General features: G+C 65.3%; 18 protein-coding genes. 4 read left to right on the top strand and 14 right to left on the bottom strand.

Features of this window, described 5'->3' with window-relative positions:
- Window positions 1-16: 16 nt before the first annotated feature.
- Window positions 17-511 carry a transcriptional repressor gene (locus tag IVB46_RS12940; RefSeq protein WP_038943833.1) on the bottom strand — a complete coding sequence of 165 codons (495 nt, stop codon included), beginning with the start codon at window positions 509-511 and terminating at the stop codon, window positions 17-19.
- Window positions 512-666: 155 nt separating this feature from the next.
- Between IVB46_RS12940 and IVB46_RS12935 the strand changes: the two genes are divergently transcribed.
- From IVB46_RS12935 to IVB46_RS12925, 3 genes are read left to right on the top strand one after another with little or no spacing between them, the layout of a single operon-like run.
- Window positions 667-1,149: a MarR family transcriptional regulator gene (locus IVB46_RS12935; RefSeq protein ID WP_247313028.1), complete on the top strand. Its 483-nt coding sequence runs from the start codon at window positions 667-669 to the stop codon at window positions 1,147-1,149.
- On the top strand, window positions 1,142-2,317 hold the full coding sequence (locus tag IVB46_RS12930) for an HlyD family secretion protein (protein ID WP_063980031.1): 1,176 nt from the start codon (window positions 1,142-1,144) through the stop codon (window positions 2,315-2,317). Before IVB46_RS12935 ends, IVB46_RS12930 begins: the two co-directional genes overlap by 8 nt.
- A gap of 4 nt (window positions 2,318-2,321) precedes the next feature.
- Complete coding sequence (locus IVB46_RS12925; RefSeq protein ID WP_063980032.1) at window positions 2,322-3,878, top strand: MDR family MFS transporter; 1,557 nt, start codon at window positions 2,322-2,324, stop codon at window positions 3,876-3,878.
- A 132-nt stretch (window positions 3,879-4,010) separates the two neighbouring features.
- Here the strand turns inward: IVB46_RS12925 and IVB46_RS12920 are convergent, their stop codons facing one another.
- The 6 genes from IVB46_RS12920 to pcaF form a co-directional block, all read right to left on the bottom strand.
- Complete coding sequence (locus IVB46_RS12920; protein WP_247313209.1) at window positions 4,011-5,099, bottom strand: ecdysteroid 22-kinase family protein; 1,089 nt, start codon at window positions 5,097-5,099, stop codon at window positions 4,011-4,013.
- A 48-nt stretch (window positions 5,100-5,147) separates the two neighbouring features.
- Entirely contained in the window at window positions 5,148-6,839 is a 1,692-nt protein-coding gene (locus tag IVB46_RS12915; protein WP_247313031.1) for a methyl-accepting chemotaxis protein, read from the bottom strand.
- A 264-nt stretch (window positions 6,840-7,103) separates the two neighbouring features.
- Window positions 7,104-7,706, bottom strand: a complete 603-nt coding sequence (gene pcaG / locus IVB46_RS12910) for a protocatechuate 3,4-dioxygenase subunit alpha (RefSeq protein ID WP_247313034.1) — start codon at window positions 7,704-7,706, stop codon at window positions 7,104-7,106.
- A gap of 1 nt (window position 7,707) precedes the next feature.
- A complete protein-coding gene (gene pcaH, locus IVB46_RS12905) occupies window positions 7,708-8,409 on the bottom strand; it encodes a protocatechuate 3,4-dioxygenase subunit beta (protein WP_247313038.1) in 702 nt (233 codons plus the stop codon).
- Window positions 8,410-8,528: 119 nt separating this feature from the next.
- A complete protein-coding gene (locus tag IVB46_RS12900) occupies window positions 8,529-9,422 on the bottom strand; it encodes a dioxygenase (RefSeq protein WP_247313041.1) in 894 nt (297 codons plus the stop codon).
- Window positions 9,423-9,521: 99 nt separating this feature from the next.
- Window positions 9,522-10,730 carry a 3-oxoadipyl-CoA thiolase gene (gene pcaF / locus IVB46_RS12895; RefSeq protein ID WP_247313044.1) on the bottom strand — a complete coding sequence of 403 codons (1,209 nt, stop codon included), beginning with the start codon at window positions 10,728-10,730 and terminating at the stop codon, window positions 9,522-9,524.
- 216 nt (window positions 10,731-10,946) lie between these two features.
- On the opposite strand from pcaF, the gene mutS reads away from it, so the two are divergent.
- A complete protein-coding gene (gene mutS, locus IVB46_RS12890) occupies window positions 10,947-13,685 on the top strand; it encodes a DNA mismatch repair protein MutS (protein WP_247342905.1) in 2,739 nt (912 codons plus the stop codon).
- 123 nt (window positions 13,686-13,808) lie between these two features.
- On the opposite strand, the gene IVB46_RS12885 is transcribed toward mutS, so the two are convergent.
- The 7 genes from IVB46_RS12885 to IVB46_RS12855 all read right to left on the bottom strand — a co-directional run bounded on the left by IVB46_RS12885 (window position 13,809) and on the right by IVB46_RS12855 (window position 21,142).
- Window positions 13,809-15,485: a PAS domain-containing methyl-accepting chemotaxis protein gene (locus IVB46_RS12885; RefSeq protein ID WP_247342902.1), complete on the bottom strand. Its 1,677-nt coding sequence runs from the start codon at window positions 15,483-15,485 to the stop codon at window positions 13,809-13,811.
- Between the two features lie 439 nt (window positions 15,486-15,924).
- Window positions 15,925-16,641 carry a hypothetical protein gene (locus IVB46_RS12880; protein ID WP_247342898.1) on the bottom strand — a complete coding sequence of 239 codons (717 nt, stop codon included), beginning with the start codon at window positions 16,639-16,641 and terminating at the stop codon, window positions 15,925-15,927.
- Between the two features lie 101 nt (window positions 16,642-16,742).
- Complete coding sequence (locus IVB46_RS12875) at window positions 16,743-17,558, bottom strand: hypothetical protein (protein WP_166347789.1); 816 nt, start codon at window positions 17,556-17,558, stop codon at window positions 16,743-16,745.
- Between the two features lie 177 nt (window positions 17,559-17,735).
- A complete protein-coding gene (locus tag IVB46_RS12870) occupies window positions 17,736-18,245 on the bottom strand; it encodes an OsmC family protein (protein ID WP_028149375.1) in 510 nt (169 codons plus the stop codon).
- Between the two features lie 54 nt (window positions 18,246-18,299).
- Entirely contained in the window at window positions 18,300-19,085 is a 786-nt protein-coding gene (locus tag IVB46_RS12865; protein ID WP_166347783.1) for an ABC transporter ATP-binding protein, read from the bottom strand.
- Window positions 19,086-19,089: 4 nt separating this feature from the next.
- Entirely contained in the window at window positions 19,090-19,935 is an 846-nt protein-coding gene (locus tag IVB46_RS12860) for an ABC transporter permease (protein WP_085404060.1), read from the bottom strand.
- A 235-nt stretch (window positions 19,936-20,170) separates the two neighbouring features.
- On the bottom strand, window positions 20,171-21,142 hold the full coding sequence (locus IVB46_RS12855) for an aliphatic sulfonate ABC transporter substrate-binding protein (protein ID WP_247313053.1): 972 nt from the start codon (window positions 21,140-21,142) through the stop codon (window positions 20,171-20,173).
- Between the last annotated feature and the right edge of the window lie 185 nt (window positions 21,143-21,327).

The following is a 21,327-nucleotide window of genomic DNA, read 5'->3' as shown; positions in this document are numbered from 1 at the left end:
TTGCGCCGTTGTTGCTTTATGCAGCTTTCTGACAATGGGCGCAGACGCCCGTAATCTCCACCACGGACAGTTTTGGTGCGAAGCCTGAGCTGCGCGCGGCGGCATTGAGGTCCTTGGCGAAGGATGCCGACGGGATCTCGCCGACCAGGCCGCAGCGCTCGCAGATCAGGAACGCCACCGCCGAGGTCGCGTCGTGGTCGTGGGCGGCGCAGGCGAGATAGGCGTTGCGGCTTTCGATGCGGTGCACGAGGCCGTTGGCCATCAGGAAATCGAGCGCACGGTAGACCGTGATCGGCGCCGGCCGCGGCATCGACTTTGCCAATTCGTCGATGATCTCATAGGCGCCGAGCGGCCGGTGGCTGGACAGCAGCGCCCCCAGCACCTGGCGGCGGATCGGCGTGAATTTCTGCGCGCGAGCCTCGCAAACCGTCTCGGCGTGCGCCAGCGCGTCCGCGGTGCAGCGGCCGTGATCGTGGTCAGGCGTCGGAAATGCCGGCTTTGCGAGGGTCATGTGGCCTGCCTTCTAGCATTTCGGCCGCGGAACCCAAAGCGCGACCGGGAATGCGCCTGTCAGCCATGCTCTTGCTGCGGGACAGCGTCCCGCTAATCCGCCACGAAATAATCATAAGCTTGCTTATTATAGTCAAGCTCATTGGAGATAACGTTATGACCCGCGGGTCCGTCGACCAGAACTTCCTGTTCACGCTCGGTGAACTCTACCGCCTCTTGCGGGTCTATGCCGACAAGGAGGCATCGCGCTTCGGCATCACCCGCGCGCAATGGGCGGTCCTGGCCAAGGTCGAGCGCAGCGAGGGCATGAAGCAGTCGGAACTCGCCGAGTTGCTGGAGATGCAGCCGATCACGCTGACGCGCCTGATCGACAAGCTCTGCGACAGCGACTGGATCGAGCGCCGCAGCGACGCCTCGGACCGCCGCGTCAAGCGCCTCTATCTCAAGAAGGCCGGCCGTGTGCTGCTTGGCAAGATGAGCGGCCTGAAATCGGAACTCACGGCAAACGCACTCGACGGCATCAGCCCGGCGGACGCCCACCGCCTCCTCACCCAACTCGAATCCATCAAGGAAAACGTGCGTAACGCGATCCAGACATCCGGCGCGGAACAAGCGCGTAAGGAGCAGCGCTATGGCTGATCAGGTCCTCAAGTTCCAGCCCGAGCAGAAGAGCGACAGCGGCAAGCCCACCAAGAAAGCCGGCACCGATCCGCGCCGCCGCCTGGTGGCGGGCCTGCGCCGCTATCGCCGCTTCCTGCTCCTGGTCGTGCTGCCGCTCGTCGTCGCCGTCGGCGGCCTCACCTTCTATCTGAACGGCGGCCGCTACGTCGGCACTGACGATGCCTATGTCGGCGCGCAGAAGGTCCTGGTGACGCCCGACATCTCCGGCAAGATCCAGAAGGTCGTCGTGAGGGAAGGCCAGATCGTCAAGCAAGGCGACGAGCTGTTCGAGATCGATCCCGTGCCGTTCCGCCTCGCGGTGGACGAGGCGAGGGCGCAGCTGATGCAGGCGCAGTCGACCTATGACAACCTCCGCGCCAACATCAAGATCTACGGCGACATGCTCAACCTTGCGCAACAGGGCGTCGACCTGAAGCAGCGCGACGTCGAGCGCAAGCAGGCGCTGGTGAAGAACAGCTACGGCTCGCAACTCGACCTCGACAACTCCGCGAACGCGCTGGTCACATCAGGTTCGATCGCGCAATACGTCAAGCAGCAGATCTCGACGGCCAAGACGCAGCTGCTCGGCGACACCGACCTGCCGCTGGAGAAATTCCCGCCTTACGCGCAGGCCAAGTCCAAGCTCGACAATGCCGAGCGCAATCTCGACCACGCCGTGGTGCGGGCATCGATGGGCGGCGTTGCGACGCAGGTCGAGCAGATTCAGCTCGGCCGCTACGTCACCGCCGGCACGCCGGTGTTCTCCATCATCGACGTCGCCCACCCCTGGGTCGACGCCAATCCGAAGGAGAGCGACCTCACCCACGTCACCGAGGGACAGCCTGTGACCCTCGAGGTCGACGCGTTCCCGAACCACGTCTTCAAGGGCAAGATCGGTTCGCTCTCGCCCGGCACCGGCGCGCAATTCGCGATCCTGCCGCCGCAGAACGCCACCGGCAATTTCGTCAAGGTGGTGCAGCGCGTGCCTGTCAGGATCTATTTCGACGAGACCGACAAATACGTGCGGAAGCTGAAGGCCGGCATGAGCGTCTACGCCACCATCGACACCGGCCACAAGCGCTCGCTCGCCGGCCTGTTCGGATTGTCGGCGACGGCGAACCAGGACAAAGACCAGGACAAGGACTGATCCGATGTCCGGCCCCAATGCCAGCCTGATGGTCCCCGGCCTGCGCAGGAACATGGTGACGATCTGCGCCATGACCGCGACCATCATGCAGGCGCTGGACACCACCATCGCCAACGTCGCCTTGCCCTACATGCAGGGCTCACTGTCGGCCTCGCAGGACCAGATCAACTGGGTCTTGACCTCCTACATCGTCGCCGCCGCGATCATGACGGCGCCGGTCGGCTGGATCGCCAACCGCTTCGGCCGCAAGCGCATCTTCATCATCTGCGCCGCCGGCTTCACCTTCGCATCCGTGCTGTGCGGCTTGGCGCAGGACATCAACCAGATGGTGCTGTTCCGTCTGCTGCAAGGCGTGTTCGGCGCGGCCCTGGTGCCGCTGTCGCAATCGGTCATGCTCGACTATTACACGCTCCAGGAACGCGCCAAGGCGATGTCGATCTGGGGCATGGGCGTGATGATGGGCCCGATCATGGGCCCCTCGCTCGGCGCCTGGCTGACCGAGACCTATTCCTGGCACTGGGTGTTCTTCGTCAATCTGCCGTTCGGCGCCATCACCGTGCTCGGGCTGATCGTCTTCATGGACGAGACCAAAAAGGACATCAGCCTCAAGTTCGACTGGTTCGGCTTTGCCGCGCTGGCGATCGCGATCGGCTCGCTTCAGCTCGCGCTTGACCGCGGCGAGCAATTGGGCTGGCTCGAATCCGGCGAGATCATCGCAGAATTCATTGTGTCGGCCGTCGCCTTCTACTTCTTCCTCGCGCACTCCTTCACGACGTCGACGCCGTTCATCCGCTTCGCGCTGTTCAAGGATCGCAACTTCGTCACCGGCTGCATGTTCATGGTCGTGATGGGGCTCGTGCTGTTCTCGACCATGGCGCTGGCCTCGCCCTACATGCAGAACGTGATCGGCTATCCCATCATCACCGCCGGCCTGCTGCTGGCGAGCCGCGGCTTCGGTACCTTCTTCGCCATGATGCTGGTTGGCCGCATGATGCGTTATTTCGAGGCACGCACACTGATCATCACCGGCCTGACGCTGACCGCGGGCTCGCTGTTCCAGATGACCGGGTGGACCGACCTGACCCAGGTGCCGGAGATCGTCACCGTCAGCGTCATCCAGGGCTTCGGCTTCGGCCTCGTCTTCGTGCCGCTCTCGACGGTGGCGTTCCTGACCCTGTCGAACGAGCTGCGCACCGACGGCACCGCGATGCTGACCCTGATGCGCAACGTCGCGAGCTCGGTCGGCATCTCCGTCGTCATCGCCGAACTGACGCAGGGAACGCGGAGGACCTACGCGATCCTGTCCGAGTACATCAACCCGTTCAACCACGCGCTCCAGATGCCCAGCGTCAGCGGCATGATCAATCTCTCCACCGACGCCGGCCGCGCCATGGCCGACAGGATGGTCAGCGTGCAGGCGCAGATCATCGCCTTCGCACACGACTATATGCTGGTGATGATCTTCATCCTCTGCACCATCCCGCTCGCCTTGCTGATCGGCTCGACCAAGGCCACGCTGCGCAAGCAGGCCGCGGGGCCGGAACATGCGGTGATGGAGTAACCACAGGTGTCATGCCCCGGCTTGACCGGGGCATTCAGTACGCCGCAGCTTCTCCGAATCCCACAACCGTCTCTGGAATACTGGGTCGCCCGGTCAAGCCGGGCAACGACAGCGAACAGGTGGCACGAGCTTCTACAACAACTCCTCGCAGCCCAAATCGTCCACCGCCATCATCACCCGCTCCAGATTATTCCACCAGATCAACGGCGGGATGTTGATGCTCCACTGCCAGACCGGCTTGGTGATGTGCCAGAGCACGGACCAACGGTAGTCGCGATCGAGCGCACCTCGCGTGTAGCCCGTGATGCCGCTTTCGATCAGCGTGTTATGATAGAAATTGAGCAGCGAGCGTTCGAGCGCCTGCCGTCGCTCCGGGTACCATTGCATCGCCATCATGTAGGCGAGATCGTTGGTCGGGACGTCGATGCCCCACAGGTCGAAGTCGAAGATGCGCGCGGTATCGGCGACACCGGTGCGGGGCAGCAGGAAATTCCAGCTATGGGCATCACCATGGGTGATGCTGAGATGACGGCGCGAATGATAGCGCTCGGATAGCCGGGCCGACTGATCGATGAGGCGACGGTAGATGAGGCGTCGCTCCTCGCTGAGACGGTCACCGAGCAAATCGGCAAAGCGGTCGTAATGACCCGCGAACGCCTCCATGTGCTGCGTGCTGTCTTCGGTGCTCGCCCAGCTGCCGACGGTCTCGCCGAGATCGGGATGGTCCCACCAGGCCGCATGCCAGCGCGCCAGCGTCGTGACGATCGCGATCGCCTGCTCGCGTGACGGCGGCAGCGGCCATTGCGTTGCGACCTCGTGGCTGTCGGTGAGATCCTCGAGCAGCAGGTGCCAGGCGAGGCTTTCTTCGTCGAAATGCGCGTCGAAGCAGCGCGGCACCAATCCCAGCGGCATCTTCGGCGCAGGCTGCGTGTAGTACGCCACCTCGTGCCGGCCGGCATTGGCGAGCGTCTGCGCAAACGCGGAATTGGCGGTCTTCAGGATCAGCGATTGCGGCGCACCGGCGGATTCCCCGACATAGCGCAGGCCGAGGCGGACGATGTGTGACACGACGGTGTCACGCTGATGCAGCACCTTCACCTCGCGCACGGCGCCAGCGTCCAGCACGCCACCCCTGCGCAGCGCAGCCGTCAGTTGGGCGGGCTCAACGACCGCCGGCAGTTGTGGAGGTGTCATGACCACGATGCCCCTGTCCCGCGCAATACTGCACGATCACGACCCCACGCACCAGCCGCAGACCCGGCGCCCGGCTCAAGCCGCTGCGGTCGAGTCGCGCACGGTCCGGACGACGACCGACCGCAGCGATTCCAGGTTGGCCGCCATGCCCGCGATCGCCTGCCTCACCTCCGTGGCGCGCGCGTCCACCGAGGCGGCGTCGCGGCTGACATTGGCGATCTTGGCCGAGACCTCCTTCGCAGCGGATGCCGATTCGGAAATCGACCGCGCGATCTCCCGCGTCGCGGAGTCCTGCTCTTCCATCGCCGCCGCGACCGAGGTCGCCACGCCGTCGATCTCGACGATGTGGCCTCCCATCGTCTCGACGGCATCGACCGCGGCCTGGGTCGAGGCCTGAACCTCGGCGATCAGGCGCCCGATCTCTTCGGTGGATTTGGCGGTCTGGTCGGACAGGGATTTCACTTCGGCCGCAACCACCGCAAAGCCGCGGCCGGCCTCGCCGGCCCGCGCGGCCTCGATCGTGGCATTGAGCGCCAGGAGGTTGGTCTGGCCGGCGATGCCGCCAATGAGGTCGGAGACCTCCGCAATCTTCTTCACCGCGCCCGCCAGCGCCTGGATGGTCGAACGCGCCTGCTCGCGGCCTGCGACCGCCGATTTCGTGACCGTGCTGGTCCGCGCCACCTGCGTTGCGATGTCCCGGATCGAGGCGCTCAGTTGTTCAGCGGCGGCCGAGACGGTCTGCGAGCTGCCCAGCGCCTGGGTGGACGCCGAGGCCACCGCCTGCGACTCCGCGGACAGCGACCGGGCGATCTCAGACAGGCTGGAGGCGGCCCGTTCGACACCCTGGCTCGCCACGCTCGCGGAATCGACCGAGCGGCCGGTCTCGCGCTCGACGGTCTCGGCCATCTGGTGCAGGGCGCCGCGCTTGGCAGTCGCGGCCTCCTGCTCCTTCCGCAACTGCTCCTCGCGCAGGCGCGAATTCTCGATCGCCCCCTGCTTGAACACCTGGAGCGCACCCGCCATCGAGCCGACCTCGTCCTGGCGGTGCGCGAAGGGGATGTCGGCGGCGAGATCGCCGGTCGCGAGCTTCTGCATCGTGTCCGTCATGCGCACGATCGGGCGCACCACGCCAAGCGCGACGCCGAGCAGGCCTGCGGCAATGAAGGCCAGGACGGCTGCGGAGACGCCGAGTAGAAAGTAGAGGATCGAGCTGTCGCGCTCGGCCGCCAGCTTCTCCATGTCGGCATTCTGCTTGTTGGCGCTCTCGACGATGCTGTCGATGACGGCGCGGTGCGCGGTGTAGGCGTCCTTGAGCTGCGCATAGGCGCGTTCGGCGCCGGCCACGTCCTTGGCTTTGAGGGCCGGCAGGAGCTGGTCGGACAGAAGCTTCCAGAACTTCTGCACCTCGGCGTCGGATTTCGACACCAGCGCCGTCTTCAGATCGGTGGAGAGGCTGGAGGTGGTCCAGAATGCCTTGCGCTCATCGTAGTCCTTGCGGAGCTGGACCAGGCGTTCGCCATGGGCCGACAGCTGGTCCGGCTCGCGCATGGCGAGCGTGGCCTCGAGATAGGCTTCGATCACATATTCGGGCGGCGGCAGGATGTCCGCGATGAGGTCGTTGCCGAGCTTGATGTCGGAATAAAGCGGACCGCCGACCTTGAGCTCGCGCAGGGCGTAAAGGCTGGTCGAGACGACGGCAGTAAAGCCGATGGCGAGCACGATCCCGAATGCAATGACCGCAGAAGAAAGCGAGAGACGAATTTTCATGAAACAATCCAATGGCGCAGGTCGAAATCCGAACGGACCCTAAACAACTGCGGTAAACACGGGATTGCTTCGCGCGGAAATTGTATCCCGCGGGCACCGGAAAATTACGAAAACAGGACGTCAGTCGGTCGTTTTTGCGTCAGCGAGACCGACTCGGGGCACGAACAGAAACGTCTCAGGCCCGATGAAACGCAGCAACCAGCTCAGTTGCGCTGGATGAGAAACGCGTGGCGGCTGTCGATATCGCCGCCACGCGTTGCTGCCTCACATGTCGAAGAACACCGTCTCGTCGTCGCCCTGAAGCCGCAGGTCGAGCCGATAGACCGCCTTCCCCGCCTCGCGCGTCGCGATCAGCGTCGCGCGGCGATCGGCCGGCACCAGTCCCAGCACGGGATCGGCGGCATTGCCGGCCTCGCCGCTGAAATAGATGCGGGTGTAGAGATGCCGCAGCATGCCGCGGCCGAACACCGCAAGCACGATGTGCGGCGCCTGCGGCTTGCCGTCGGGATCGGGCACCGCGCCCGGCTTGACGGTGTCGAAGGAATAATTGCCGTCCTTGTCGGTGCCGCAGCGGGCAAAGCCGCGGAAGCTGGCATTGGGCAGCGCGCGCTTGTCCTGGGGGTCGGCGAAGCGGCCCTGCGCATCCGCCTGCCAGATCTCCAGCATGGCGTCGGGCACCACGACGCCGTCGCCGTCGAACACGCGGCCTTCGATGCGGACGCGATCCCCGGTGACGTCGGGCGTCAGCGTCGAGTTGGTGAACGCGTCGTTCCAGGCGTATTCGCCGGTCGGTGTCAGGCCGTATTTGAAGAACGGACCGACGGTCTGCGACGGGGTGATCCCGTCTGGCTTCACAGAATCCTGCACCTTAGTGGTTCTCCATGGGCGTGGCGTTCTTGCCGCGCAGCACGATGTCAAAGCGGTAGCACAGCGCCCATTCGGGCTGGGTGTTCTCGAGGTCGAATGACGACACCATCCGCGCCCGCGCCTTCTCGTCCGGCACCGAGTTGAAGATCGGGTCGAACGGGAACAGCGGGTCGTTCGGGAAATACATCTGCGTCACGAGGCGCGTGACGAAGGAATGGCCGAACACCGACAGATGGATATGCGCGGGACGCCAGGCGTTATGGTGATTGCCCCAGGGATAGGCGCCAGGCTTGATGGTGACGAAACGGTAGTAGCCGGCGGCATCGCTCACGGTGCGGCCCGCGCCGGTGAAGTTCGGATCGAGCGGCGCCGGATGCTGGTCGCGGACATGGACGTAGCGGCCGCAGGAATTGGCCTGCCAGATCTCGACCAGCGAGTTCGGCACGCCGCGGCCGTCCTCGTCGCGCACATGGCCGTGCACGATGATGCGCTCGCCGATCGGCTCGCCGGTATGCTGGGTGGTGAGATCGGCATCGCCCTCGCGCACGGTCTCGTGGCCGTAGACCGGGCCGGTCAATTCCGACAGCGTGTGGCGCATCGGGATCAAGGGCTTGTTCGGCGCGCGCTTGATCGAGCTCTTGTACTCGGGCGACAGCGGCAGCGGATGCGCCTTGTTGCTGTCGACGGGATAGATGAATGTCATTGGCGAACTCCTCCCCGGCCATTTTGCTCCGGCCGGTCAACGCTTCCCCCGATCATTATAGAACATAACTAATCTAGGGAAGCGGGTTTGGCGGGCGTTCTGCGCCCGGCAGGGCCACGCTATTTGATCGGCGGACGCGGCAACACGGCCTCACCGGCCTCCAGCCGGTAGGTGTGGTCGAGCGAATACCAGGGGGTCGGGACATCTCGTGCGATCGGATGCGGCGTGGCGTGGCGCTGGAACTTGCCGATCAGTGCCTGCGTCACCCCGAACTGCACGTCGCTGTCGATATGCGGGTCGGCGGGGTCGTAGACCTGCGAGATCAGCACCTTGAATCCGGGCTTGAAGATCAGCGCGTGCAGATGCGCGGGCCGATAGGGATGCCGGCTCTGCGCCTCGAGGAGGCGCCCGACCACGCCGTCGGTGGGAATGGGGTAGCCGACCATCATCACCGAGCGGAAGGCGAAGCGTCCGTCCTGGTCGGTCGTGAACTTGCCGCGCAGGTTCATGTCGGCCTGATCAGGGTCCTGGTTCTCGTAGAGACCGACCGGCGAGGCGTGCCAGACATCGACCTCCGCATCGGCGACGGGACGGCCGTCCCTGTCGACGACGCGGCCGCTGACGAACAGCGGCGCACCGGGCGTTTCCGAGCGGACGATCGAGCCGCCATTCTCGACCCGCGGCGAGTTCAGCCGCCAGAATGGGCCGAGCAGCGACTGATCGGTTTCGGTATTACCCTGATCACCGTTGTTGAGCAGGCACACCAGCGGCGAGACGCCGAGCGAGCCCGCCATCAGCACGACTTCGTTGTGCGTGTCGGTCGTGAGCTTGCCGAGCTCGGCCACGATCGCGGTCGCGTCCCGGAACTCCTTCTCAGTCAGGCGGACATCGCGGACGAAGGCGTGCAGATGCTTGACCAGGGAGACCATGATCTGGCGCAGCCGCGGATCGGACGTCCGCTCCATCACCGCCAGTGCAGCGGCCGTGACGTCCTGCTCGCGCTCGATGATCATGCTCGTCTCCGGATTACCCGTCATTCCGGGCGCGAGTGAAACGAACGAGCCCGGAATCTTCGCCTCTCCCCGCAAGCGGGGAGAGGGAGAGGAGAGAGTTTAGTTCAACTTCTCGATCGCGACCGCAACACCCTGGCCGACGCCGACGCACATGGTGGCCAGCGCGAGCTTGCCGCCGCGCTTTTCCATGCCGTGGACGGCGGTGAGCGCAAGGCGCGCGCCGCTCATGCCGAGGGGATGGCCGAGCGCGATGGCGCCGCCATGCGGATTGACGAAATCGGCATCGTCGGCAACGCCGAGCTGGCGCATGCAGGCGATGCCCTGCGAGGCGAAGGCCTCATTGAGCTCGATCAGGTCGAAATCGCTGATCTTCTTGCCGAGGCGTTCCATCAGCTTGCGGGTCGCCGGCACCGGGCCGATGCCCATGATGCGCGGCGGCACGCCGGCCGAAGCGAGGCCGAGGATGCGGGCGCGCGGCGTGAGGCCATGCTTCTTCACGGCGGCTTCAGAGGCCAGGATCATCGCGGCGGCGCCGTCGTTGACGCCGGAGGCGTTGCCGGCGGTCACGGTGCCGGGATTGCGCACGATCGGCTTCAGTTTTGCCAGGCCCTCCAGCGTGGTCTCCGGGCGCGGATGCTCGTCCTTGTCGACCGTAATCGGGCCGGCCTTGCCGCCGGGGATGGTGATCGGCGTGATTTCCTCGGCGAAATAACCCGCCGCGATCGCCGCGCCTGCGCGCTGCTGCGAGCGGATGGCGAAGGCGTCCTGGTCGGCGCGCGAGACCTGGAATTCCTCGGCGACGTTCTCGCCGGTCTCCGGCATGGCGTCGACGCCATACTGCGCCTTCAACAGCGGATTGATGAAACGCCAGCCGATGGTGGTGTCAAAAATCTCGGCGGAGCGCGAGAAGGCTTCCTGCGCCTTGCCCATCACGAAGGGCGCGCGGGTCATGGATTCGACGCCGCCCGCGATCGCAAGCTCGATCTCGCCGGAGCGGATGGCGCGGCCGGCCGCACCGACCGCGTCGAGGCCGGAGGCGCAGAGCCGGTTCAGGGTCTGGCCGGGAACCGAATCCGGCAGGCCCGCAAGCAGCAGCGCCATGCGCGCGACGTTGCGGTTGTCTTCGCCGGCCTGGTTGGCGCAGCCGAAGAAGACTTCGTCGACCTGTGCCCAATCGAGATTGGGATGCTTGGCTATCAGCGCCTTGATCGGGGCCGCCGCGAGGTCGTCGGCGCGCACCTTGGCGAGCGAGCCGCCGAAACGGCCGATCGGGGTCCGCACGGCATCGCAGATAAAGACGTCACGCATCGTTGTTCTCCCTGAATGCCGCGGTCCGGCCCAAATTCTTCAATGTCCGCGGAGTTTTAGGAGGGCGCCCGCGGCAGGTCAATTGACGGTTTCTTGCTTGTTCCGAGGGGGGCGCACGCTGCCAATGCATGCCGTGGTGCGGACAACGTGGAAAACCTCCCCTCGCCGGCCAAACCGGTAGGAGCAGGAGGCGAAATTTTGTAGGTTGCGCCGCCCATGACAATGCAACAGCCGATACCTGTGCCGCCCCCTGACGAAGCGCCCACGCCGCCGGCGGAAGCCATCGCGCGCGTCACGCCGATGATGGAACAGTACCTTGAAATCAAGGCGGCGCATCAGGGCCTGCTGCTGTTCTACCGGATGGGCGACTTCTACGAGCTGTTCTTCGAGGACGCCGAGATCGCCTCGAAGACGCTCGGCATCGTCTTGACCAAGCGCGGCAAGCATCAGGGCGCCGACATCCCGATGTGCGGCGTGCCGGTCGAGCGTTCCGAGGACTATCTGCATCGCCTGATCAGCGCCGGCCACCGGGTCGCCGTGTGCGAGCAGACCGAGGATCCCGCCGCCGCCAAAGCGCGCGGCAACAAGAGCGTGGTGCGCCGTGGCGTGGTGCGGCTGGTCACGCCGGGTACGCTGACCGAGGACACGCTGTTAGACGCGCGCGCCAACAATTATCTGCTGGCGATCGCGCGTGCCCGCGCCTCCGGTGGCGGCGACCGTTTTGGGCTTGCCTGGATCGACATCTCGACCGCCGAATTCACGGTGATGGAATGCTCTAGCGGCGAGCTCGCCGCGACGCTGGCACGCATCAATCCGAATGAGGCGATCGTCACCGACGCGCTCTACAATGACAGCGAGCTCGGACAGACCTTGCGCGAGCTGCCGGCGGTGACGCCGCTGACCCGCGACGTCTTCGATGGCGCCACTGCCGAAAAGCGCCTGTGCGATTATTTCGCCGTCGCGACCATGGACGGGCTGGCGCAACTGACGCGGCTGGAAGCCACTGCTGCCGCCGCTGCCGTCACCTATGTCGACCGCACCCAGGTCGGCAAGCATCCGCCGCTGTCGCCACCCGCGCGCGAGGCCTCGGGCGCCACCATGGCGATCGATCCGGCCACCCGCGCCAATCTCGAGCTGACGCGAACGCTCGCGGGTGAACGGCGCGGCTCGCTGCTCGATGCCATCGACTGCACGGTGACCTCGGCCGGCTCGCGCCTGCTGGCGCAGCGGCTGGCCGCGCCGCTGACGGACGCGCCCGCAATCGCGCGGCGGCTCGATGCCGTGAGCGCCTTCGTTGCGGACTCCGCTGCGCGTGAAGACATCCGCAGCATCCTGCGCGGCGCGCCCGACATGTCGCGGGCGCTGGCCCGCCTCTCGGTCGGCCGCGGCGGACCGCGCGACCTCGCCGGCCTGCGCGACGGCATCATCGCCGCCGACCAGGTGCTGACGCGCCTCGGCGAGCTCGACCAGCCGCCGCAGGAGATCGCGGTGGTGATGGCGGCCCTGCAGCGTCCGTCGCGCGAGCTCGCATCCGAATTTGCCAGCGCGCTGGACGAGCAGCTGCCGCTGATCAAGCGCGACGGCGGCTTCGTGCGTCAGGGCTACGAGCCCGCGCTCGACGAAACGCGAAGCCTGCGTGACGCCTCGCGTCTGGTGGTGGCCTCGATGCAGGCGCGCTACGCCGATCATACCGGCGTGAAGGGCCTCAAGATCCGTCACAACAACGTGCTCGGCTATTTCGTCGAGGTCACCGCGCAGCACGGCGACAAGCTGATGTCCGCGCCGCTGAATGCGACCTTCATCCATCGCCAGACGCTGGCGGGCCAGGTGCGCTTCACCACCTCGGAGCTCGGCGAGATCGAGGCCAAGATCGCCAATGCCGGCGACCGCGCGCTCGGCCTCGAGCTCGAGATCTTCGAGCGGCTGTCCGCGAAGGCGCTTGATATCAGCGACGATCTGCGCGCCGCTGCCCACGCCTTCGCGCTGCTCGACGTTGCGACCTCGCTGGCCAAGCTCGCGATCGACGACAATTATGTGCGGCCGGACGTTGACGGCTCCCTCGGCTTTGCGATCGAGGCGGGCCGCCATCCCGTGGTCGAGCAGGCCTTGAAGCGCAATGGCGAGCCATTCATTGCCAATGCCTGCGATCTCTCGCCAACACCGGCGCAAAAATCCGGCCAGCTCTGGCTGCTGACCGGTCCCAACATGGCCGGTAAATCGACCTTCCTGCGCCAGAACGCGCTGATCGCGCTGCTGGCGCAGATCGGCAGCTTCGTGCCGGCGACGCGCGCGCGGATCGGCATCATCGACCGCCTGTTCTCGCGCGTCGGCGCCGCCGACGACCTCGCGCGCGGCCGCTCCACCTTCATGGTGGAGATGGTCGAGACCGCGGCGATCCTGAACCAGGCCGGCGAGCGCGCGCTCGTGATCCTCGACGAGATCGGCCGCGGCACCGCGACGTTCGACGGCCTCTCCATCGCCTGGGCCGCGATCGAGCATCTGCACGAGAGCAACCGCTGCCGCACGCTGTTCGCAACGCATCATCACGAGCTGACCGCGCTCTCGGCCAAGCTGCCGCGGATGTTCAACGCCACCGTGCGCGTGAAGGAATGGCAGGGCAACGTCGTGTTCCTGCACGAGGTGCTGCCGGGCTCGGCCGACCGCTCCTACGGCATCCAGGTGGCCAAGCTTGCCGGCCTGCCGCCGGCCGTGATCGCGCGTGCGAAATCCGTGCTGGCGAAACTCGAAGCCCAGGACCGCGGCCAGACCGCCCGCGCGCTTGCCGACGACCTCCCGCTGTTCGCGATGCCCTCGCGCGCCGCCGCCGAAGCCGCACCGCCGACCGAGGCCGAGCTATTGATGGACGCCGTGAAGGCCCTCCACCCGGACGAGATGTCCCCGCGCGAGGCGCTGGATGCGCTCTATGCGTTGAAGGCCAAGCTGCCGAAGCAGTGACGGTGCCGTAGGGTGGGCAAAGCGCAGCGTGCCCACCATTCAACGACCAATTCGCGGAAAGATGGTGGGCACGGCGCGCGAAGAGCGCGCCTTTGCCCACCCTACGACTTCTGCGCGCTTGGCTTACGCCCTTGCCGCCATCGCGGCGGCTTCCGCGGCGGCGCGCTGCATGCTGGTCGACATCTCGTTCGTGACCGTGCTCTGCTCCTCGACGGCGGCGGCTGTCGAGGTGACGTATTCGCTGACGTTGTTGATGGCCTGCTTGATCGAGCCGAGCGCGCTGACGACGTCGCCGGAGATGCCGTTGAGGCTGCCGATCTCCTGGCCGATCTTGTCGGTCGCCTGTCTCGCCTGATTGGCGAGGCTCTTCACCTCGGAAGCGACCACCGCGAAGCCGCGGCCAGCCTCGCCGGCGCGCGCCGATTCGATCGCGGCGTTGAGCGCGAGCAGGTTGATCTGACTGGTAATGCTGTTGATCATCTCGATGATACCGCTCATCGCCTTCGCCGCCTCGGTCAGCCGCTGCGCCTGCGCGTCGGCAGAGGCAACCTGCTCCACCGCGCTCATCGCGGTCTCGCGGGACTTGGTCATCGCTTCGGAGATCTCGCGCACCGACGCGTTCAGCTCCTCCGAGCCTGCGGCGACCGATTCCATCATGCCGCGGACGCGCTCATTGCCCATGCGGACCAGCACCTGCCGCGTGGTGTCAGTGGCGTATTTCACGACCTTGAACGGCTTGCCGTTGAGATCGAGGATCGGGTTGTAGGAGGCCTGGATGTAGACCTCCTTGCCGCCCTTGCCGATGCGCTTGTATTCAGCCGCCTGGTACTGGCCGCGATTGAGCGTGGCCCAGAACTCGCGATAGGCAGCGCCGTCGCGCTCCGACGGCTCGACGAACATGCTGTGATGCTTGCCCTTGATCTCGGCCAGCGAATAGCCGAGCGTGCCGAGAAAATTGGCATTGGCGGTGATGATCGTGCCGTCCATGTTGAATTCGATCACGGCCTGCGCCTTGTCGATCGCCGAGATCTGACCAGCGAGGTCGGCGTTCTTTAGCTTCTCCGCGGTGACGTCGGTCGCAAATTTGGCAACGCCGAACGGCTTGCCGTTCTCGTCGAGCAGCGGGTTATAGGAGGCGAGGATCCAGACCTCGCGGCCGCCCTTGCCGATACGTTTGTATTCGCCCGCCTGGTATTCACCGCGGTTGAGCCTGGCCCAGAATTCGCGATAGGCCGCGCTGTCGCGCTCAGCGGGGGCTACGAACAGGCTGTGATGCTTGCCCTCGATCTCGGCCAGCGAATAGCCGAGCGCCTGGCAGAAATTCTGGTTCGCAGTCACGATAGTGCCGTCGAGCTTGAACTCGATGACGGCCTGGGCGCGGCCGATGGCGGACACCTTGGAGGCTTCCGTCATGGCATTGATCTTCTTCGCGGTGATATCGGTCGCGATCTTCACGACCTTGATCGGCTTGCCGTCGCCGTCAAGCACGGGATTATACGACGCCTCGATCCAGATCTCGCGACCGCCCTTTGCAATCCGCTTGAACTCCGCGGCCTGGAACTCGCCGCTCTTCAACGCGGACCAGAACGCCTTGTACGCCGCGCCGCCTCGCTGATCGGCGGGCACGAACATGGAGTGATGCTTTCCCTTGATCTCCTCCAGCCCATAGCCCAGGGCCTTCAGGAAATTCTCGTTCGCGGTGAGGATGGTGCCATCCAGTGCAAATTCGATCGTCGCCTGCGAACGGCCGATGGCGTCGAGCTGTGCCTGGGCATTTCCATGGGGATTACGACCAAACATCAAAACATCTCCAGAATGGATCGCATGGCGCCGCAGCGCAACGCGCCTCAAAGACAGGCGAGCGGACGCCCTCGGACAGACCGAGCGTTGGAATATGACTAGCTGTGAACTATGTGGGTCCGTTCACGCGTACAGAGGACCCGCCTTGATGCCCATGTCCGCCCAAACGCGGAAACGACAACCGACGAGTAGCTTTACGGGGAATGCACCAAATTTAGATTAATGCACCTATCGGAATCGGGCAGCCCATCTCCGAAGAAATACGGAGTGATGGAACCGAAAATGGCCGGCGGAAGAAACGGCCGAAACGCGAATTAGCAACGATCAAATCGATACTTAGCGACGTCGCGACATGAACGGATTGCGGCCCCGCGCGCGCTTTTCCGCGCGACTACCGTCCAGGATGCTGCCCCATTAACGCAACGCCTTCCGGCGGCCGTCAGCGGCCCACCCTGGCAAACGGCTCGATCAGCTTCAAGGTGGCGGCGAGGCGGATGCTGCGCTTGCCGGCGAGCGCGATCGCTTCCATGTCGGCGCCCTTGTCATCGCAGTGGCCGGAGAAGCCGATGCCCACCTCATAGCCACCGAACAAGGGATGCTCGCTCTTTGCCAGCGTGTGTTCCTGATTGACGAATTCACCTTTCCAGCGACCGTTCGCCGAAGAATAGGCGCCGAGATAATAGAAGAAAGCATCGCCGCCGAGGATGCGGCCGTCGAGCAGCAACATCACGCCGGTATGGCCACCGGTAATTCCATCCAGCATCCGGATGTCGATCGAATAGAGTCCGCTGACGATGCCGCCATCGCCGACCGCACCGGGCGGGGGAACGTCATCGTCGCCGAGCGGCGTCATCACGGCGCGAAACACCGAGGCGTCCTCGACCACTTCTCCCTCGAAGCGGTAGAGCTTGCCCTGCGGTCGACCGCGAATGCTGATTGTGACGGCGTCGGAACTGACCAGCGACCTGTGCTGCGGCGACCGGCTGTGGCGCTTCGTCCGGAGCCTGGCGACGATTTCGCCGTCCACAATTTCGTAGGTGCCGAAGTGGGCGAAGGCCGTGTTGCCGCCAAGCATTTTCCCGGCATGGGCGTACAGCACGCTGCGGCCGGAGCCGTCGTTGATATCGTATTCGACCTTGTACAATCCCTCCACCACACGCCCCGATCTTGCTCTGTTGCCAGTTTAGCGGGTCTGCCAGCCCGGGTAACTAACTATCCTGACGCAGGGTTGAGGTCCCAAGCGTAGCGTATCTCGCCTTACGAAGCGCGGCGCGGCTGATGCATCGGCCTCTTCCGTCGTCCCATCCACCACAGCGTCAGGTTCCAGCCGATGCAGGTGGCGAGTGCGCAACTCAAGCCGATCGCCGAACCGAACTGCGTGACGGCGACGTGCAGCACCGCAATTGCCAGACCGAAGCCGAGCAGGCCCCAGGCGGAGTTGGCGAGCACGGCGGCGGTCGGCGGGCCGCCGATGCGCGGATGCAGGATCACCATCATGCTGGTGAACACGATCGGGTAGAGCGCGATGACGCCGCTCACCCGCGGGCCGACCCAGCCCGAGGTCGAGACCACGATCGCAACCAGCGTCGCGACCAGCGAGGCGCGGAATGGAATGTCGTACCAGCGACGCGTCACCAGCGGCATCTTCACATGGCGGTACCTTGCGAGCAGCGGAATGCAGATGCCGAAGGCGACCAGGTTGACGGCGAGCCCGGCGGTCAACGTCCAGTCGAACAGGCGGATGATGGAGGCCAGCACGATCCACACCGCGACCGCGCTGCCGGCGCTCACCAGCAGATTGTTCCGCTGCGCCAGCACGACATAGGTGAGCCCAAGGACGATCGTCGCGGCGTTGACCGGAAGGCTCGACAGCGCGCCTTGCGCGATGAAGGCGGCGTCATGGTCGAGCGCGAGGAAGACGTAGGAAGGACCGGCCGAGATCGGCAAGGTCGCCACCAGTCCGCCGATCACCGGACCGGTGCGCTCGGCAATGAACGACGCGGACACGACGAACGCCGCGGCGATCGCCATGCGCAGGACGAGGAGGATGATGAAGTGGAGCTCGGGGGGCATTTTTTGCTTCTTACCCAGCCCTGAAGGGGGAGGGTCGGCTCATATGGAGCGTAGCGAAATATGAGACGGGGTGGGGTGACAGTCTCTCGACGGATACGGCGCCCGAGTGGAGAGATCACCCCACCCCGCTCGCGCTGCGCGCGATCGACCCTCCCCCTCAAGGGGAGGGTCAGGAAGTCACATCCGCTGCATCGACACCGAAACCTTTGGGCCGTTCTTGATGGTCTGGTAGACCACGCAATAGCGCTCGGTGAGTTTCAGCAGCAGATCGAGCTTGTCCTGCGGCGCGTCGGTATCGACCTCGAAGCGCAGCCGGATCTCGGCGAAGCCGACCGGGGTCTCCTTGTCGACGCCGAGCGTGCCGCGGAAATCGAGATCGCCCTCGGCATAGACGTTGCCGGTCTTGAGCGGGATCTCGATGGCGGTCGCGACCGATTTCAGCGTGACGCCGGCGCAGGCAACCAAGGCTTCCAGCAGCATGTCGCCGGAGCAGAGCTCGAGGCCGGAGCCGCCGGTCGCGGGATGCAGGCCAGCCATTGCGATGGCGCGGCCGGTCTCGACCTTGCAGGCGATGCCTTCGCTGTCGGTCGAGCCCTTGGCCTTCAGCGTGATCATCGCGGTCTTGGGATCGGTCTTGTAGCGTTCCTTGATCGGGGCCTGCATCTGGCGCAGTGCTGCGGCGTCCATCTTGTTCTCTCCCGGAAAAATCGTCCCTCGATGTACCGGCTCAGAGAGAAAATGTCACCACCACATGGCCTGACCGGGACCCTGGGTTGCGTCACGGTCGGGCACGTTGCGGTCGAGCGAACGGTCGAGTGACGTCAGCACACTTCGCTTGAAATTCTCGAACAGCGGCGAATTGCGGTCGCGCGGGCGGCCCAGATTGATCTCGATCTGGTCGAACAGCCGGCCCGGCCGCGGCCGCATCACCAGCACGCGGTCGGCCAGCACCACGGCCTCGTCGACGTCATGTGTGACGAGGATGAGCGTCGGCCGCGTGTCGGCCCAGAGGTCGAGCAAATGATCCTGGAGATCCCTGCGGGTGAAGGCGTCGAGCGCGGAGAACGGCTCGTCGAGCAGCAGCACTTCCGGCTGCGGTACCAGCGCACGCGCGATCGCGACGCGCTGCGCCTGCCCGCCCGAGAGCTCGCGCGGCCAGGCCTGCGCCTTGTCAGCGAGCCCGACGCGGGCGAGCGCGCGCGCCACCTTCTCGCGCCGCTCGGTCGCGGGCAGATCGGCAAGGCCGAAGCCGATATTGTCGGCGACGCTGAGCCAGGGCAAAAGCCGCGGCTCCTGGAAGATGATGCCGATTTTTGCGTGCGGCGAACTGATCGCCTCGCTGTCGAGCGTCACCGTGCCTGCGCTCGCGCGATCGAGGCCGGCAATGGCGCGCAGCAGCGTGGACTTGCCGCAGCCGGAGCCGCCGATGATGGCGACGATCTCGCCCTGTTTGATCTCGGCGGAGAAACGCGCCAGCGCCTGCACGCCGTTGGGATAGGTCTTGCTGACCCGGTCGAGCGCCAGCATCGCGTTACGCTCCCTTCGCGCGCCCGAAGGCGTCCTGCCAGCGAAGGAACGGCGCGGCTCCGACCTCGATCAGCCAGTCGGTGAGCTTGCCGAGGATGGCGAAGATCACGATCGCGGCCAGAATCTGCGCGGGCTTGCCGAGCTGCTGGCCGTCGAGCAGGAGATAGCCGAGGCCTTCCGAGGCGCCGATCAGCTCGGCCGCCACCACGAACATCCAGCCCAGACCAAGGCCGACACGCAAGGACACCACATAGGCCGGCAGCACCGCGGGCAGCAGGATGCGGCGGATCATGGCGAACCCGGAGAGACGGAAGGTGCGGCCGACCTCGACGATCTTGCGATCGACGGAAAGGATCGCGCCCATCACGCCGAGATAGACCGGGAAGAACACGCCGACCGCGATCAGCGCGATCTTGGAGGTCTCGAAGATGCCGAGCCAGAGAATGAACAACGGCACCCAGGCCAGCGAAGGGATCGCACGTAGCGCCTGCACGGTCGGATCGAGCAGCCGCCGCGCCAACGACCAATAGCCGGAGATGGCACCGAGCACGGTGCCCGCGATCACGCCGAAGGCGAAGCCGAGACCGACCCGCCATAGCGTCGCGGCGATGTGGCGGACCAGCTCTCCGGAGCGGGCGAGCTCGGTGATGGTCGCAAAGACGCGCGAGGGCGGCGGCACCAGACGGCCGTTGGACCAGCCGGACCAGACCACCAGCTCCCAGCCGAGCGCGAGGATGAGCGGCAGCAAGATTCCAAGCAACGGCCGCGCATAACGCGACAGCCGCGAGGGCGCGGCGGCGCTTTCGGCCGGTTCTGAGGTCTGTTGCAGCACTGGCGCGTCGGAGATCATGGCCGGTAGGAAGCGCGTCTGGTCGGGGAATGCAAGGGCGCGCGGCAATCTCGGTTGTCGCCCGGGACAAGCGAAGCGTAGATCCGGGGCCCATAACCACAGGGCGATATGGTTACGGGGACCCGAATTGACGGCCTTCGCGCCAAACCACGCCCTGTGGTTATGGGTCCCGGGCTCGCTCTGCGCCCCGGGACGACAGCGGAGTTTGTTGCGCGCGCCTGCCTCTTGCGCAGAACTAGTTCGTCGGCAGCGGGACCTGGTCGTCGATCAAGGCATCCAGCGTCGCCTTCACGTCGACCTTGGCGTCGACGACGCCGGCCTGCTGCAGCGCAAGGCCGGCAGCGAGGATCGACTCGCGCTGGGGTGCGCCGATGCGGCTGTGGGTGAGCTCGGTGCGCTCCTTGAGCTGCTTGTCGACGACGGCGTCCGGCAGCTTGGTCACGGCGATGAAGGTCTTCTTGAGATCATCGTAATTCGCCAGCGAATATTTGCGCGCCTCTTCATACACCGCGAGCACGCGGCGGGCGGCGTCCGGATAGTCCTTCAAGAACTGCTCGCGCACATTGAGGATGCCCCAGGTGTTGGCATCCGCCTTGCGATAAAACAGTTGCGCACCTTCCTCGACCTCGGCCTGCGCCATCATCGGATCGAGGCCGGCCCAGGCGTCGACGTCGCCGCGGATCAGCGCGGTCTTGCCGTCGGCGTGCTGGAGCAGGACCGGCGTGATGTCCTTCTCAGTCAGGCCTGCACCGAGCAGCGCGCGCACAAGGAAGATGTGCGGATCGGTGCCGCGCGTCACCGCGACGCGCTTGCCCTTGAGATCAGCAACGCTCGCGATCTTGGAATCCTTTGATGTCACCAGCGCCGTCCATTCGGGACGCGAATAGACGTAGATCGACTTGATGGGGTTCCCGTTGATCTTCGCCACCAGCGCCGCCGAGCCCGCGGTCGAGCCGAAATCGATCGAGCCGGCGTTGAGGAATTCGAGCGCCTTGTTAGAGCCGGCCGACTGCACCCAAATGATGCTGATACCGTCCTTGGCGAATTCCTTTTCCAGCAGCCCCTTCTGCTTCAGGACCATCGACACTGGATTGTAAGTCGCCCAGTCGATGCGGATTTCCTTGAGCGGATCCGCCGCCCGTGCCGCAGGGGTCATGGCGAGCGCAACAGCCCCCGCCAACAGAATGCGTCGTGTAATCCCGGTCATGCCCAGCCTCCTCAAAAACTTCATTGTTTTTCAATGAGTTATTTCTAGAGGTCAACGAGAAAATCGCTATCCCGAAAGCCCCTCGGCCGAGAACGATTTTGCCCGAGGCCGGCCTTTTCCAGCATGGAACGACTATTGCCAGAGAATGGCGGGTGACAGCGCCTGTCACCTCTTATATCCGGTGA

Origin of the sequence: Bradyrhizobium sp. 61, assembly GCF_023073075.1 — a bacterium.
GTDB lineage: Bacteria > Pseudomonadota > Alphaproteobacteria > Rhizobiales > Xanthobacteraceae > Bradyrhizobium > Bradyrhizobium barranii.
The sequence above is the reverse complement of the archived record's forward strand: the minus strand, read 5'-3'. Positions and strand labels throughout refer to the sequence as shown.

Excerpts from the sequence above, each read along its gene's own strand:
- IVB46_RS12940 (WP_038943833.1), bottom strand. The coding sequence starts at position 511 with ATGACCCTCGCAAAGCCGGCATTTCCGACGCCTGACCACGATCACGGC.
- IVB46_RS12935 (WP_247313028.1), top strand. The coding sequence starts at position 667 with ATGACCCGCGGGTCCGTCGACCAGAACTTCCTGTTCACGCTCGGTGAA.
- IVB46_RS12930 (WP_063980031.1), top strand. The coding sequence starts at position 1,142 with ATGGCTGATCAGGTCCTCAAGTTCCAGCCCGAGCAGAAGAGCGACAGC.
- IVB46_RS12925 (WP_063980032.1), top strand. The coding sequence starts at position 2,322 with ATGTCCGGCCCCAATGCCAGCCTGATGGTCCCCGGCCTGCGCAGGAAC.
- IVB46_RS12915 (WP_247313031.1), bottom strand. The coding sequence starts at position 6,839 with ATGAAAATTCGTCTCTCGCTTTCTTCTGCGGTCATTGCATTCGGGATC.
- pcaH (WP_247313038.1), bottom strand. The coding sequence starts at position 8,409 with ATGACATTCATCTATCCCGTCGACAGCAACAAGGCGCATCCGCTGCCG.
- IVB46_RS12900 (WP_247313041.1), bottom strand. The coding sequence starts at position 9,422 with ATGATCATCGAGCGCGAGCAGGACGTCACGGCCGCTGCACTGGCGGTG.
- pcaF (WP_247313044.1), bottom strand. The coding sequence starts at position 10,730 with ATGCGTGACGTCTTTATCTGCGATGCCGTGCGGACCCCGATCGGCCGT.
- mutS (WP_247342905.1), top strand. The coding sequence starts at position 10,947 with ATGACAATGCAACAGCCGATACCTGTGCCGCCCCCTGACGAAGCGCCC.
- IVB46_RS12885 (WP_247342902.1), bottom strand. The coding sequence starts at position 15,485 with ATGTTTGGTCGTAATCCCCATGGAAATGCCCAGGCACAGCTCGACGCC.
- IVB46_RS12875 (WP_166347789.1), bottom strand. The coding sequence starts at position 17,558 with ATGCCCCCCGAGCTCCACTTCATCATCCTCCTCGTCCTGCGCATGGCG.
- IVB46_RS12870 (WP_028149375.1), bottom strand. The coding sequence starts at position 18,245 with ATGGACGCCGCAGCACTGCGCCAGATGCAGGCCCCGATCAAGGAACGC.
- IVB46_RS12865 (WP_166347783.1), bottom strand. The coding sequence starts at position 19,085 with ATGCTGGCGCTCGACCGGGTCAGCAAGACCTATCCCAACGGCGTGCAG.
- IVB46_RS12860 (WP_085404060.1), bottom strand. The coding sequence starts at position 19,935 with ATGATCTCCGACGCGCCAGTGCTGCAACAGACCTCAGAACCGGCCGAA.
- IVB46_RS12855 (WP_247313053.1), bottom strand. The coding sequence starts at position 21,142 with ATGACCGGGATTACACGACGCATTCTGTTGGCGGGGGCTGTTGCGCTC.